Source organism: Rathayibacter sp. AY1C9 (genome assembly GCF_002932315.1).
In the GTDB taxonomy this organism is placed as follows: domain Bacteria; phylum Actinomycetota; class Actinomycetes; order Actinomycetales; family Microbacteriaceae; genus Rathayibacter.
Map to the genome: position 1 here is coordinate 115,066 of NZ_PSVZ01000003.1, position 12,575 is coordinate 127,640.

Sequence of the window (12,575 nt, forward strand, 5' to 3'; positions counted from 1 at the left end):
TCAGACCGCCCGCTCGTGCAGGCGGCCGTGCTCGACCCGGGAGCCGAAGGCGCTCTCGACGCCGGGCATGCTCATCCGCACCGTGCGCACCCGGGTGCCGGCCCGGCCGACCACATCGACCATCGCCTCCCGGGAGCGCAGGTAGCCGTGGCCGTCGCCGAGCCCCTCCCAGCGGCTGCTGCGGATGCTGAGCCGCGCCTCGGCCTGGGGCCACTCGCCGAGGACCACGAGCGCGGCACCCCGCTGGCGCAGTCGTGCTCCCAGACGCGAGACGTCGGCCGAGGAGACGGAGGCGGGCGGACGGGTGAGCACGACGGTCAGCACATCGACCAGAGCGGCGGTGACGGTGAGCCAGTGCTCGGCCGGTGCGGGCACGAGCACCAGACGCTCGAGGTCGATCCCCATGCCGGCCGCGGCCTCGGCCCCGAACTCCGGGACGCCCACCACGCCGCACCACGAGCCCTCGGCGGACGGGCCGGCGAGCAGCCCCATCGCCAGACTCATCGAGCCCTCTACCGAGTAGGCGGCACCCTGCTTGAGCGAGCCGCCCGGGAGCACGGAGGAGAAGGCCGGCAGGGTGGCGAGGCTCCTGGTCTCGAGAGTGGTCGCCTGCATGTCCCGGATGCGGGACTGCAGCTCCTTCACCGACGCGAGCTGCCGCAGAAGGGGCTCTGCGGCCTCGGCCGTCTCCGCGGAGACGAGGGGTGAAGGGGGGCTCATCTGCCCATGTTCGAACATGTGTTCGAGTATGTCAATCGCCACCGACATCCACCGGCGAGCCGCTCGGACCCTTCCGCGACCGCCCGGCGAGGCGCACTGAGGAGGAGGTAACAGACGTCCCGGGCAGTCTCGCATCCGCCCCCGACATCCCCGTCCGGGGGCGTTCTCCACCGGGTCTCGGCGAGGAAGGGCCTCCTGCCGCGCCTCTACCATGGGAGCCATGTCCGACGCCCTGCTCGACCCCGCCGACTCCGACGCCACCGCCCCGGCCGCGCCGCGCAGAAGGACCCTCGTGGTCAAGATGGGGTCCAGCTCGGTCACCAAGCAGTCGGGTCCGGATCCCGTTCTCCTGGCCAGCGCGCTCGAGAGCGCCTTCGCCGCCCGCGCGCTGGGCTGGGACGTCGTGCTGGTCTCCTCCGGCGCCGTCTCCTCGGGCCGGGCGCTCTTCGCCCGCTCGCAGGAGGAGCCGATCAGCGCCCGCCTGGCGGCAGCGGTGGGCCAGACCGTCCTGATGGGCTTCTACCGCTCGGTGGCCGAGCTCTCGGGCGCCCTGGTCGCGCAGATCCTCATCGGCGAGTCCGACCTCGCCTCTCCCCGGCAGATGGCACACGTCGCCGAGGCGATCCGCCACGCCCTCGACGCCGGAGTCGTGCCCGTGGTCAACGGCAACGACACGATCGACTCCGCCGGCTCGGACAACGACGGCGTCGCCGGCGGATTGGCGATGCTCCTCGGCGCGGACCTGCTGCTGCTGCTCACCGACGTCCCCGGCGTCTTCGCCGGCAGCATCGCCGAGGGCGTGCACCTCGAGGAGCTGGGCATCTCGGAGCTGCGCCGCATCGGCGTGCAGAAGGGCGGTACCGGCCGAGGGGGCATCCGCTCCAAGCTGCGGGCCGCCGAGCTCGCCGCGCACAACGGCGTCTCGACCAGGATCGCCGGGGCGCGCACCCCCGAGGTCATCCTGGGCGCCCTGGGAGGGCCGGGCCCGGGCACCCTCGTCCGCGCCGTGCACGCGCATCCGCCCGTGGAGCAGCGCTGGATCTCCGGAGTGGCCACCGGCCGCGGCCGCGTCGAGATCAACCTCGAGGCCGAGCGGAGCATCGGAGCCGGCTCGAGCCTGTTCGCCTCGGGCATCAAGCGCGTCTCCGGCGAGTTCGGCGGCGGCGACGTGATCGAGGTGCGCGCCCTCAGCGGAGAGCTCCTCGCGCGCGGCGTCTCCCGCGTCTCCTCGCGTCTGCTGACCCTGGTCCGCGCACTCCGGGTCGACGAGATCGCCCGCGTCTTCGTGGCGGTCCTCGGCCATGCCGCCACGACGGCGCCGTCGGCGAGTCCGGAGGGGGAGGAGAGGCCGCAGCTGACCCGCGCTCTGGAGTACGCGCGCACTCTCTCCTCCGAGCACGCTCGGGCCGTCGCGATGGAGATCGTCTCCCTCTTCCCCGCCGAGAGCATCTCGGCCCTGCTGGGGCAGGGCGCGGGGGAGGGCGAGCTCGTCGAGCGCTACACCCGCCTCGTCCGCACCCTCGCCATCGTGGAGAACGAGAACCTGGCCGTCTTCCGCTCCTGACCGCCGGTGGCGCGCCACGTCTCAGTGCATTTCGCGCCTTCGCGTCATGATCGCCGTTCTCCGGTGTCTTCCTGGTGATGGCGCCGCTCCTGGGCGCCCCCGACGGAACGGATCATCGATGAGCGTCCCCACTTCCACAGCCGGCCACTTCCGCGAGTCCGACATCACGCCCGAGAGCTTCGAGATCGAGCGGCTCGAGCGGCGGCTCGCCCTGCTCGAGGCCTCGATCGCCCAGGGGGAGCGGGCACTGCTGGGCCGGGTCGACCCGAGCACCGGAGATCCCCTCCCAGGCGCCTGCGGGGGGCACCGAGCCCAGCTGGTCAGCAACCTGACGACGGAGCGGGCCCTCGCCGACCGCATCCGGGAGATGCTCGCCGCTCGGAGCTGACGGGGTGCGTACGGCACGATGGGGCCATGGTCACCATCACCGTCGCCGGTCTCGCCCAGCACTTCCACCCCGCCGAGCGGGGCACCGTCCGCCTCGAGATCCGGCGTGAGTCGCGATCCCGGCCCCAGGCGCTCGCCGAGGTCACCGCCCTGCACGCGCGGGTCCGTGAGGAGGCGGCCGCCGAGCAGGCGTCCGGCGCCGCCACCTGGTGGTCCTCCGATCAGATCTCGGTCTCCTCGATCCGCCGGTACATCAAGGACTCGGACGTCACGCAGCTGTTCCATGTCGCGGCCGCCGGGGTCCGGGTGAAGTACCGGGACTTCGCGGCTCTCGGGCGCTGGGTCGGCTCGATCTCGGAGGTGCCGGGGATCCAGATCTCGGGGATCGACTGGGACGTGACGGCGGCGCGACGGGCGGGCATCGAGCGCGAGGTCCGCACCGCTGCCGTGCGCGACGCGCGCGAGCGGGCCGAGGCCTATGCGGCGGCCCTCGGCCTGACCGAGGTGCGGGTGCTGACCCTCTTCGAGCCGGGACTGCGGCCGCACACGCGCATCGAGGGCGGCTCGGCGATGATGAGCCGCGCCAAGGCGTTCTCCTCTCCTGAGGAGCCGCTGGCCCTCAAGCCGGAGGACATCGAGGTCACCGCCTCGGTCTCCGCCGACTTCGAGGCGCACTGACGCGGAGACGCGACCGGGCGACCGGTTCCGCTGCGGACGGAGAGCGCATGCCTGCACCTGCGACCCGCTGATCGTCTGCATGGCGACCCCGAGAGTCGCCCCGAGGCGACCGACCATCGGCTCCACGACGACCCCTCTCCGCCCCGATCAGCGGGCACGCGACCACCATACGTGTATTGAGGACTCCTCGGGAGCGCTGTCGCGGTTCGGCGTCCGCCGTGCACACCCTCCGGGAATAGCGGGGGACCCCCGAGCGCTGAGGCAGGCATGGTCTCGCGCATCGGCTTCCTCTCCTTCGGCCACTACCAGTCCGTCCCCGGGTCTCAGACCCGCTCGGCTCGCGACGTCCTCCTCCAGACGATCGAGCTCGCGGAGGCGGCGGAGGAGATCGGCATCGACGGCGCCTACGTCCGCGTGCACCACTTCGCGCCGCAGCTCGCCTCGCCGTTCCCGCTGCTGGCGGCGATCGCCGCGCGCACCCGCCGCATCGAGATCGGCACCGGGGTCATCGACATGCGCTACGAGAACCCGCTCTACATGGCGGAGGAGGCGGCCGCCACCGACCTGATCTCCGACGGCCGGCTCGAGCTCGGGGTCAGCCGGGGATCGCCCGAGACCGCCCTGCGCGGGTCCGAGGCGTTCGGCTTCGTCCCCCCGGAGGGGATGACCGACGCCGACCTCGCCCGGCAGAAGGTGCGCATCCTCCGGGAGGCGCTCGCCGGAGCGCCGGTCGCGCAGTCGGATCCGGCGATGACGCGCCAGTCGCTCCCGCTCTCGATCGAGCCGCGCTCGCCCGGCCTCGAGGACCGGATCTGGTGGGGTGCCGGCAGCTTCGCGACCGCGCGCTGGGCAGCCGAGCAGGGCATGAACCTGCAGTCGTCGACCCTGCTCCTGGAGGAGGAGGGCGTGCCCTTCGACGAGCTGCAGGCCCGCCAGATCCGCGAGTACCGCGCCGCGTGGAGCGAGGCGGGCTGGGAGCGCACCCCGCGCGTCTCCGTGTCGCGCAGCGTCCTTCCGATCACGACCGATCTCGACCGGCTGTACTTCGGCGGCCGCGGCGAGCAGGACCAGGTCGCCACCCTCGAGGGCGTCCGCGCCCGATTCGGCCGCAGCTACACGGGCGAGCCGGACGCCGTCGCCGCCGAGCTCGCTGCGGACGCCGCCGTGCAGGAGGCGGACACGCTGCTGCTCACCCTTCCCAACCAGCTCGGGGTCGAGTACAACGCGCGGCTCCTGCGCACTGTCGTGGAATCGATCGCTCCGGCTCTCGGCTGGTCGCCGGCGACAGCAGGCGTCTGACGCCGAGGCACGGTCTGTGCAGGAGGGCCCTGCGGTGCAGGAGCGCCCGTGCGGTGCAGGAGCGCCCCTTTACTGCAGGAGCGCCCGTTTACTGCAGGAGACGCCCCGCCTCTTCGGGAAAGAGCGGGGCGTCTGCTCTCTCCGCCCGCCGCATCCCTCCCACCGACACGAGGAGGGAGGTGCCGGAAACGACGGAACCCCCCGCCTCTCCGAGGAGAGACGAGGGGTTCCGATCAGTGTGTCCGAGGGGGGACTTGAACCCCCACGCCCTATACGGGCACTAGCACCTCAAGCTAGCGCGTCTGCCATTTCCGCCACCCGGACGAGTGTTTCCTTCGACCTGCGTTTCCGCGGCCGAAGAAGACATTAGCACGGTTCCGGGGCCTCTCACGCCACCTCCCGGCCCACCGGCCTCCGCGCGCCGTCGAGCCCGCGCCGGTACCGTTGCCCGCATGTCCGACAGCATCGACAGCGCGCCCGTGACCGACAGCACCCTCGACGAGACGGCGCTCATCGCGCGCGATCTCATCCGCTTCGACACCAGCAACTACGGCGACGGGAAGGCGGAGCCGGAGCGCCCGGCCGCGGAGTACGTCGCGGCGAAGCTGCGCGACCTCGGCCTCGAGCCCGAGCTGATCGACTCCGACCCGGGACGCACGAGCGTCGTGGCGCGGGTCGCCGGGGAGGACCGCGAGCGCGGCGCCCTCGTCGTCCACGGGCACCTCGACGTGGTGCCCGCCATCGCCGACAACTGGAGCGTCGACCCGTTCGGCGGCGAGATCAAGGACGGCATGCTCTGGGGCCGCGGCGCGGTCGACATGAAGAACATGGACGCGATGATCCTCGCCTCGCTCGGCGACATCCTCCGTGAGGGGAGGCGCCCCTCCCGCGACCTCGTCATCGCCTTCTTCGCCGACGAGGAGGCGGGCGGTGTGCGGGGATCGGGATTCCTGGCCCGTGAGCGGCCCGAGCTGTTCGCCGGAGCGACCGAGGCGATCAGCGAGGTCGGCGGCTACTCGATCGAGCTGGCCGGCAAGCGGGCCTATCTCGTGCAGACGGGCGAGAAGGCGCTGATGTGGCTGACCCTCCGCGCGCACGGCACGGCGGGGCACGGCTCGCAGATCAACTCCGAGAACGCCGTCACCCGGCTGGCGCAGGCGATCGCCCGCATCGGAAGCGAGGAGTGGCCCACCCGCCTCACCGACACCACGCGCGAGCTGCTCGACGAGGTCGCCCGCCTGCTCGGCCACGACCCTCAGCGCAGCACTCCGGAGGAGCTGGCACTCGCCACCGGCACCGCCTCGCGCTTCATCGCCGCGACGCTGCGCACCACCGCCAATCCGTCGATGCTGTCGGCCGGCTACAAGGCCAACGTCATCCCGGACACCGCGGACGCCACCATCGACGTGCGCGTCCTCCCCGGCGAGGAGGACGCGGTGCTCGAGCGCCTGAAGGTCCTCGCGGGCGAGCACGTCGAGATCCTCGTCCAGCACCGCGACATCGGACTCGAGGTGCCCTTCGCCGGCCCCCTCGTCGAGAGCATGGCCGCCTCGATCCGCCGCTTCGATCCGGGCGCCGAGGTCCTCCCGTACCTGCTCTCCGGAGGCACCGACAACAAGGCGCTCTCGACGCTCGGCATCACCGGATACGGGTTCGCGCCGCTCCAGCTGCCGTCGTCCCTGGACTTCCCGGCGCTGTTCCACGGGGTCGACGAGCGCGTTCCACTGGACGCACTAGTGTTTGGCAGGAAGGTCCTGACCGATCTCCTGCTGAGCTCCTGACGGCGCCGCGGACCGGGTCAGCACCGACCGATCCCGACCGACTGCTGGCCGACGACGCCCCAGCCCTCCTCGAAAGTGACGCATGGGCCTGCTCGACGCGCTGATCCTGGGACTCGTCCAGGGTCTGACCGAATTCCTCCCCATCTCCTCCAGCGCCCACCTCCGGATCGTCAGCGAGCTGCTGCCCGGTCTCGGCGGCCGCGACACCGGAGCCGCTTTCACCGCGATCACGCAGCTGGGCACCGAGACCGCCGTCATCATCTACTTCTGGCGCGACATCGTGCGGATCGTGTCGCACTGGGCGCGCTCCCTCGTCGGCCGGATCCCGCGCTCGGACCCGGACGCCCGCATGGGCTGGCTCATCATCCTGGGCAGCCTTCCGATCATCGTCCTCGGCCTCGTCTTCCAGGACGCGATCGAGACGACCCTCCGCTCTCTGTGGGTGGTGGCCACCACCCTCATCCTCTTCGGCATCCTGCTCGGCATCGCCGACGCGGTCGGCGCGAAGAAGCGCCGCCTGCGCGACCTGGGCGTCCGCGACGGCCTGATCTTCGGAGGCGCGCAGGCACTCGCCCTGATCCCCGGCGTCTCGCGCTCGGGAGGCACCATCACCGCGGGCCTCTTCCTCGGCTACGAGCGCAAGGCGGCGGCGCGCTACTCCTTCCTCCTCGCGATCCCCGCGGTGTTCGGCAGCGGTCTCTACCAGCTGTACAAGAGCATCAGCGACCCGGTCGTGCTCCCGAACCAGGTCCAGGTCGGCGGGCTCGAGACTCTCGTGGCGACCATCGTCGCGTTCGTGGTCGGCTTCGTCGTGATCGCGTTCTTCATGAGCTACATCTCCCGCCGCAGCTTCCTCCCGTTCGTCGTGTACCGCATCGTCCTCGGCGTCGTCCTCATGGTCGCGCTCGCCACCGGCCTGATCGCCGCCTAGATGCGCGCCTGGACCGCCGCCGACGTCCCCGCCCTGCCCGGCCGGGGGAGCGCACCGCGCCTGCACGACACCGCGACCGCCGGCCCCGTCGAGCTCGACGCGCCCAGCGGAGTCGCGAGCCTCTACGTCTGCGGCATCACGCCCTACGACGCCACCCACCTCGGGCACGCGTCGACCTACCTCGCCTTCGACACGGTCCAGCGCGTCTGGCTCGACGCGGGCTACACGGTCGAGTACGCCCAGAACGTGACCGACGTCGATGACCCGCTGCTCGAGCGTGCGACGGCCACCGGTGTCGACTGGCGCGACCTCGCCGAGGAGCAGGTCGAGCTGTTCCGCGGCGACATGGCCGCCCTGCGCGTCCTGCCTCCGCAGCACTACGTCGGAGTCACCGAGACCGTGGATCCCATCGCGGAGGCGGTCGCCCGCCTGGAGCGCGACGGCGTCGCCTACCGCGTCGCTGCTCCGGACGCGGCGGAGGAGGGCGCGAGCGACCTCTACTACGACATCGCCGCGGCCGAGAGCGCCGTCTGGCACCTGGGCAGCGAGAGCCGGCTCGACGCGGAGTCGATGGCCCGCTTCTCGGCGCTGCGCGGGGGCGACCCGGAGCGCGCCGGCAAGCGCGACCCCCTCGATCCGCTGCTCTGGCGGGCCGAGCGCGCCGGCGAGCCCGCCTGGGACGCCGAGGTCGGCCGCGGCCGTCCGGGCTGGCACATCGAGTGCTCGGTGATCGCCCTCGACCGGCTCGGACCCGAGTTCACCCTGCAGGGCGGCGGGAGCGACCTGGTCTTCCCGCACCACGAGTTCAGCGCCGGCCACGCCGCGTCGCTGTCCGGCCGTCCTCTGGCCCGCGCCTACGCGCACGCCGGGATGGTCGCCTACCAGGGCGAGAAGATGAGCAAGTCGCTCGGGAACCTGGTGCTGGTCTCCCGTCTGCGGAGCGAGGGCGCGGACCCGCGGGCGATCCGCCTCGCGCTCCTCGCGCACCACTACCGCTCCGACTGGGAGTGGCTGCCCGAGGACCTGCCGTCGGCCGAGGCGCGCCTGGCGCGCTGGGAGGCGGCCCTCGCCGCCGTCGGACCGCGCTCGGCGCTCGAGGTGCTGGCGCAGCTGCGCGAGGCGCTGGCCGACGACCTCGGCACTCCGGCCGCCCTCGCCGTCGTCGACGCCGCACTGACCGAGGGCGTGGACGACCCGTCGCTCCTGCGCGACGCGGTCGACGCCCTGCTCGGGGTGCGCCCGGCCTGAACCCCGTCAGGCTCGAGTCCCGAATGGCTCGAGTCCCGTCAGGGCGGCCGGGAGGGGCATCGGCCGGCAGCGGTCCCGTGATCGACGACCGTCTCGGACGAGCGGGCGCCGGCGGAGGCTACGGCCGCCAGGGCTCCTCGCCGGAGCGGCCGTCGCCGCGGCGGCGCAGGTAGCGCTCGAACTCCTGGGCGATCGCCTCGCCGCTCGCCTCGGGCGAGTCGACGGTGTCGCGCGCCTGCTCGAGCTGGGCGATGTAGGACGCCATCTCCTCGTCCTCGGCGGCGAGGGCGTCGATGCCGCGCTCCCACTCCTCCGCCTCCTCGACGAGGTCGCCGCGGGGGATCGCCAGGCCGACGACCTCCTCGAGCTTCTCGAGCAGCGCCAGCATCGCCTTGGGCGAGGGCGCGTTGTGCACGTAGTGCGGGACGGAGGCCCAGACCGAGACGGCGGGGATGCCGACCTTCTGCGCGGCCTCGCCGATCACGCTGAGGATGCCGACCGGCCCCTCGTAGCTGGAGCGCTCGAGCTCGAACGAGCTCCGCAGCTCCGCGTTCTCGCTCGAGGCGAAGATCGAGATCGGCCGGGTGTGCGGGACGTCGGCGAGCATCGCGCCGAGGAAGACGACGGCGGAGATGTCGATCGCGAGCATGGCGTCGACGACCTCGGCGGCGAAGCTCTTCCAACTGCGCGAGGGCTCGGTGCCGATCATGAGGTACAGCGCGCTCTCGGCGTCGACCGAGGTGTCGGCCGGGCCGAAGATCTGGGTGCCGGGCCAGGCGAGGCTGCGGCGGCCGTCCTCGCCGATCGAGAGCATGGGGCGGGTGTACTGGAAGTCGTAGTACTGCTCGGCGTCGACGGCGAAGAGGGGCACGTACTCCCCGGCGTCCTTGACCAGCCGCAGCGCGCCGCTGGCGGCGTCCCCGGCGTCGTTCCAGCCCTCGAAGGCCACGACCAGGACGTTCCCCGTGATCACGTTCATAGGCAGGATCTCCGCGTTCGGCTCGATGTGCGGGGAGCGCACACCGCGCCTGTCCCTCCGTCCAGGATAGGACCGCCCCCGGCCGCGCCCGTCCCGTCCGGCGGGATCGGCCGCGCTGTTCGCTCTCGGCCCGCGGCCGGGGAGGGGCGCGGCCCTGCCGGTACCATGGTCGCTCGTGACTCCCGAGACCTCCGCCCGGCCGCTGTCCTCCGAGCCGCTCGGAGGAGCGTCCGCCCCCGCCGCCGTCCTCTGGGACATGGACGGGACGCTCGTCGACACCGAGCCGTACTGGATGGCGTCGGAGCACGCGCTCGTCTCCTCCTTCGGCGGAGTGTGGACCCACGAGGACGCGATGGGACTCGTCGGCTCGGGCCTGCCCGCCGCCGCCCGCATCCTGCAGGGCAAGGGCGTCGACCTCTCCGTCGACGCGATCATCGACCGGATGACCGACGAGGTCGTCGACCAGCTGGCCGTGAGCATCCCGTGGCGACCGGGCGCGCTCGAGCTGCTGCACGCGGTGTCCGAGGCGGGTGTGCCGCAGGCGCTGGTCACGATGTCGATCTCGCGGATGGCCGCGGCCGTCGTGGACCGGATCCCGTTCCCCGCCTTCGCCGCCGTCGTCAGCGGCGACATGGTCGAGCGCAGCAAGCCCCACCCCGAGGCGTACCTCCTCGCCGCGAGCACCCTCGGTGTCGACATCACCGCATGCGTCGCGATCGAGGACTCCCTCACGGGCCTCGGCGCGGCCGTCGCCTCCGGAGCCGCGGCGATCGGCGTCCCGCACCAGCTGGAGCTGGATCCCGCCGCCCCCTACGCCCTCTGGCCCACTCTCGCGGGCCGCACCGTCGCGGACCTCGCGACGGTGTCCTCCGAGCACCGCGGCTCCGGCCCGGCCACGACCGAGACGGAGGCCCGCCGATGACCGGTGAGGCACTGCAGCATTCCGGACCCTTCCGCGCGGGGGACCGCGTCCAGCTGACGGGACCCAAGGGGCGGATGAACACCATCACGCTCGTTCCCGGCAAGGTGTTCCACACGCACCGGGGCGGCATCGAGCACGACACGGTGATCGGGCTGCCCGACGGCTCGGTGGTGACCAACACCGTCGGCGTCGAGCACCTCGCGCTGCGCCCTCTCCTCGCCGACTTCGTGATGTCGATGCCCCGCGGCGCGGCGATCGTGTACCCGAAGGACGCGGCCCAGATCCTCGCCCTCGCCGACGTCTTCCCCGGCGCCCGCGTGGTCGAGGCCGGTGTCGGCTCCGGCGCGCTCTCGCTCTGGCTGCTGCGGGCGGTGGGTCCGACCGGCCGGCTGTCGTCGTTCGAGCGGCGCGAGGAGTTCGCGGATGTCGCACGGGCGAACATCGAGACCTTCCTCGGCTACACGCCCGACAACTGGAGCGTCACCGTCGGCGACCTCGTCGAGGCGCTGCCCGGCACGGTCCCGTCCGGCGAGGCCGACCGCGTCGTGCTCGACATGCTCGCGCCCTGGGAGTGCCTCGACGTCGCCGCCGAGGCTCTCACGCCCGGGGGAGTGCTCCTCTGCTACGTGGCCACCGTCACGCAGCTCTCGCGGACGGCGGAGGCGATCCGCGCCTCGGGCCTGTTCACGAACCCGTCGTCGAACGAGACCATGGTCCGCGGCTGGCACGTCGAGGGCCTCGCGGTCCGGCCGGACCACCGGATGATCGGCCACACCGGCTTCCTCATCACCGCTCGCCGGCTCGCTCCGGACACCGTGCTCCCCGAGCTCAAGCGTCGCCCGTCGAAGACGGACTTCAGCGACGAGGACGTGGAGGCCTGGACCCCCGGCGCGCTCGGCGAGCGCGCCGTGAGCCCCAAGAGCCTGCGCAAGCGGGTCCGCGAGTCCGCCACCAGCGCCGAGCTCTCCCGGGCCCGCGGGTTCGGCGAGGAGACCGCGGAGCCCGACGACGAGGGCATCCTCTAAGCTGTTCCCGGCCTCCGGGCCGTCTCCACCCCGGGCGTCACCGCTCCCCTTCTCTCGAATCGAGGACCCGTGCGCAGGACCACCGCGCTCATCGCCGGCATCGGCATCGTCGCCGCTCTCACCGGATGCACCGCGTCCTCCTCGCAGGCGGACTGCGACGCTCCGTTCTCCTCCGGCGACTCCTCGGCGGCGGTCAGCGCCACGGGCGACTTCGGAGCGAAGCCGGACGTCAGCGTCCCGACTCCGCTGAAGGCGGATGGCACGCAGGTCAGCACCCTCATCGAGGGCTCGGGCGCACCGCTCGAGAAGGGCCAGCTCGTCACCATCGACTACACCCTGGTCAACGGCGCGGACGGCACGGTCCTCGAGACCTCGCCTTACGACGGGTCGAGCACCGCCCGCTTCGGCGTCGGCGGAGCCGGGCTCGTCGGCCTGAACGAGGGCCTCCTCTGCACGCAGGTCGGCTCGCGCGTCGCCATCGCGATCGCCCCCGAGGACGGCTTCGGCCAGTCCTCGTCGCAGCTCGGCATCTCGGAGGACGACACGCTCGTGCTCGTCGCGGACGTCCGCGAGGCCTCGCTGGCCCGCGCGAACGGCGCCGCCCAGCCCGCGCCCGACGGCTTCCCGACGGTGACGCTCGGCGACGACGGACGCCCGGGGCTCGCGAAGCCCTCGGGCGACGCACCGTCCGACCTCCGCATCGCCCAGCTCAAGAAGGGCGACGGCGACGTCGTCGCCGAGGGCGACCAGGTCGTCGTGGCCTACACCGGCTGGCAGTGGAGCGACGGGAAGGTGTTCGACTCCAGCTGGGAGAAGGGCGCTCCCGCCGTGTTCACTGCCGCCGACGGCTCGACCACCCAGGGCGGAGTCATCGCCGGATTCGCCGACGCCCTCATCGGCCAGCCCGTCGGATCCCAGGTCATCGCGGTCATCCCGCCGGACCAGGGCTACGGCGACCAGGGCTCCCCTCAGGGCGGGATCCCCGGCGGCGCGACGCTGATCTTCGTCGCCGACATCCTCGGAAAGGTCTGACCGGGCCCG

At 72.6% G+C, this 12,575-nt stretch carries 12 protein-coding genes and 1 tRNA gene; 10 read left to right on the forward strand and 3 right to left on the reverse strand.

From position 1 onward, the window contains the following. Complete coding sequence (locus tag C5D09_RS03935; protein WP_104225270.1) at nt 1-720, reverse strand: hypothetical protein; 720 nt, start codon at nt 718-720, stop codon at nt 1-3. Between the two features lie 220 nt (nt 721-940). Here C5D09_RS03935 and proB point away from each other — a divergent pair, with 220 nt between their 5' ends. The 4 genes from proB (at nt 941) to C5D09_RS03955 (ending at nt 4,648) form a co-directional block, all read left to right on the forward strand. Next, nucleotides 941-2,284, forward strand: coding sequence for a glutamate 5-kinase (gene proB / locus C5D09_RS03940; protein ID WP_181065651.1), 1,344 nt, complete (start codon nt 941-943; stop codon nt 2,282-2,284). Between the two features lie 118 nt (nt 2,285-2,402). Further along, nucleotides 2,403-2,672, forward strand: coding sequence for a hypothetical protein (locus tag C5D09_RS03945; protein ID WP_104222002.1), 270 nt, complete (start codon nt 2,403-2,405; stop codon nt 2,670-2,672). A 26-nt stretch (nt 2,673-2,698) separates the two neighbouring features. Further along, entirely contained in the window at nt 2,699-3,349 is a 651-nt protein-coding gene (locus tag C5D09_RS03950) for an SIMPL domain-containing protein (protein ID WP_104222004.1), read from the forward strand. A gap of 267 nt (nt 3,350-3,616) precedes the next feature. Next, the gene (locus tag C5D09_RS03955) at nt 3,617-4,648 is read left to right on the forward strand and encodes an LLM class flavin-dependent oxidoreductase (protein WP_104268653.1); all 1,032 of its coding nucleotides are present in this window, start codon (nt 3,617-3,619) and stop codon (nt 4,646-4,648) included. Between the two features lie 239 nt (nt 4,649-4,887). Here the strand turns inward: C5D09_RS03955 and C5D09_RS03960 are convergent. Continuing rightward, a tRNA-Leu gene (locus C5D09_RS03960) sits at nt 4,888-4,972 on the reverse strand. Between the two features lie 128 nt (nt 4,973-5,100). Between C5D09_RS03960 and C5D09_RS03965 the strand changes: the two genes are divergently transcribed. The 3 genes from C5D09_RS03965 (at nt 5,101) to mshC (ending at nt 8,608) form a co-directional block, all read left to right on the forward strand. Beyond that, nucleotides 5,101-6,429 carry a M20/M25/M40 family metallo-hydrolase gene (locus tag C5D09_RS03965; protein ID WP_181068004.1) on the forward strand — a complete coding sequence of 443 codons (1,329 nt, stop codon included), beginning with the start codon at nt 5,101-5,103 and terminating at the stop codon, nt 6,427-6,429. 82 nt (nt 6,430-6,511) lie between these two features. Next, complete coding sequence (locus tag C5D09_RS03970) at nt 6,512-7,360, forward strand: undecaprenyl-diphosphate phosphatase (RefSeq protein ID WP_104222008.1); 849 nt, start codon at nt 6,512-6,514, stop codon at nt 7,358-7,360. Continuing rightward, nucleotides 7,361-8,608, forward strand: a complete 1,248-nt coding sequence (gene mshC, locus C5D09_RS03975; RefSeq protein WP_104225264.1) for a cysteine--1-D-myo-inosityl 2-amino-2-deoxy-alpha-D-glucopyranoside ligase — start codon at nt 7,361-7,363, stop codon at nt 8,606-8,608. It begins immediately after the preceding gene. 118 nt (nt 8,609-8,726) lie between these two features. Here the strand turns inward: mshC and C5D09_RS03980 are convergent, their stop codons facing one another. After that, on the reverse strand, nt 8,727-9,587 hold the full coding sequence (locus C5D09_RS03980) for a proteasome assembly chaperone family protein (protein WP_104268685.1): 861 nt from the start codon (nt 9,585-9,587) through the stop codon (nt 8,727-8,729). A 175-nt stretch (nt 9,588-9,762) separates the two neighbouring features. Between C5D09_RS03980 and C5D09_RS03985 the strand changes: the two genes are divergently transcribed. The 3 genes from C5D09_RS03985 (at nt 9,763) to C5D09_RS03995 (ending at nt 12,566) form a co-directional block, all read left to right on the forward strand. Beyond that, a complete protein-coding gene (locus tag C5D09_RS03985) occupies nt 9,763-10,509 on the forward strand; it encodes an HAD family phosphatase (RefSeq protein WP_258066905.1) in 747 nt (248 codons plus the stop codon). Then, nucleotides 10,506-11,534, forward strand: coding sequence for a tRNA (adenine-N1)-methyltransferase (locus C5D09_RS03990; protein ID WP_104222012.1), 1,029 nt, complete (start codon nt 10,506-10,508; stop codon nt 11,532-11,534). Before C5D09_RS03985 ends, C5D09_RS03990 begins: the two co-directional genes overlap by 4 nt. Before the next feature lie 69 nt (nt 11,535-11,603). Then, on the forward strand, nt 11,604-12,566 hold the full coding sequence (locus tag C5D09_RS03995; RefSeq protein ID WP_104237455.1) for an FKBP-type peptidyl-prolyl cis-trans isomerase: 963 nt from the start codon (nt 11,604-11,606) through the stop codon (nt 12,564-12,566). Nucleotides 12,567-12,575 lie beyond the last annotated feature (9 nt).

Excerpts from the sequence above, each read along its gene's own strand:
- C5D09_RS03935 (WP_104225270.1), bottom strand. The coding sequence starts at position 720 with ATGAGCCCCCCTTCACCCCTCGTCTCCGCGGAGACGGCCGAGGCCGCA.
- proB (WP_181065651.1), top strand. The coding sequence starts at position 941 with ATGTCCGACGCCCTGCTCGACCCCGCCGACTCCGACGCCACCGCCCCG.
- C5D09_RS03945 (WP_104222002.1), top strand. The coding sequence starts at position 2,403 with ATGAGCGTCCCCACTTCCACAGCCGGCCACTTCCGCGAGTCCGACATC.
- C5D09_RS03950 (WP_104222004.1), top strand. The coding sequence starts at position 2,699 with ATGGTCACCATCACCGTCGCCGGTCTCGCCCAGCACTTCCACCCCGCC.
- C5D09_RS03955 (WP_104268653.1), top strand. The coding sequence starts at position 3,617 with ATGGTCTCGCGCATCGGCTTCCTCTCCTTCGGCCACTACCAGTCCGTC.
- C5D09_RS03965 (WP_181068004.1), top strand. The coding sequence starts at position 5,101 with ATGTCCGACAGCATCGACAGCGCGCCCGTGACCGACAGCACCCTCGAC.
- C5D09_RS03970 (WP_104222008.1), top strand. The coding sequence starts at position 6,512 with ATGGGCCTGCTCGACGCGCTGATCCTGGGACTCGTCCAGGGTCTGACC.
- mshC (WP_104225264.1), top strand. The coding sequence starts at position 7,361 with ATGCGCGCCTGGACCGCCGCCGACGTCCCCGCCCTGCCCGGCCGGGGG.
- C5D09_RS03980 (WP_104268685.1), bottom strand. The coding sequence starts at position 9,587 with ATGAACGTGATCACGGGGAACGTCCTGGTCGTGGCCTTCGAGGGCTGG.
- C5D09_RS03990 (WP_104222012.1), top strand. The coding sequence starts at position 10,506 with ATGACCGGTGAGGCACTGCAGCATTCCGGACCCTTCCGCGCGGGGGAC.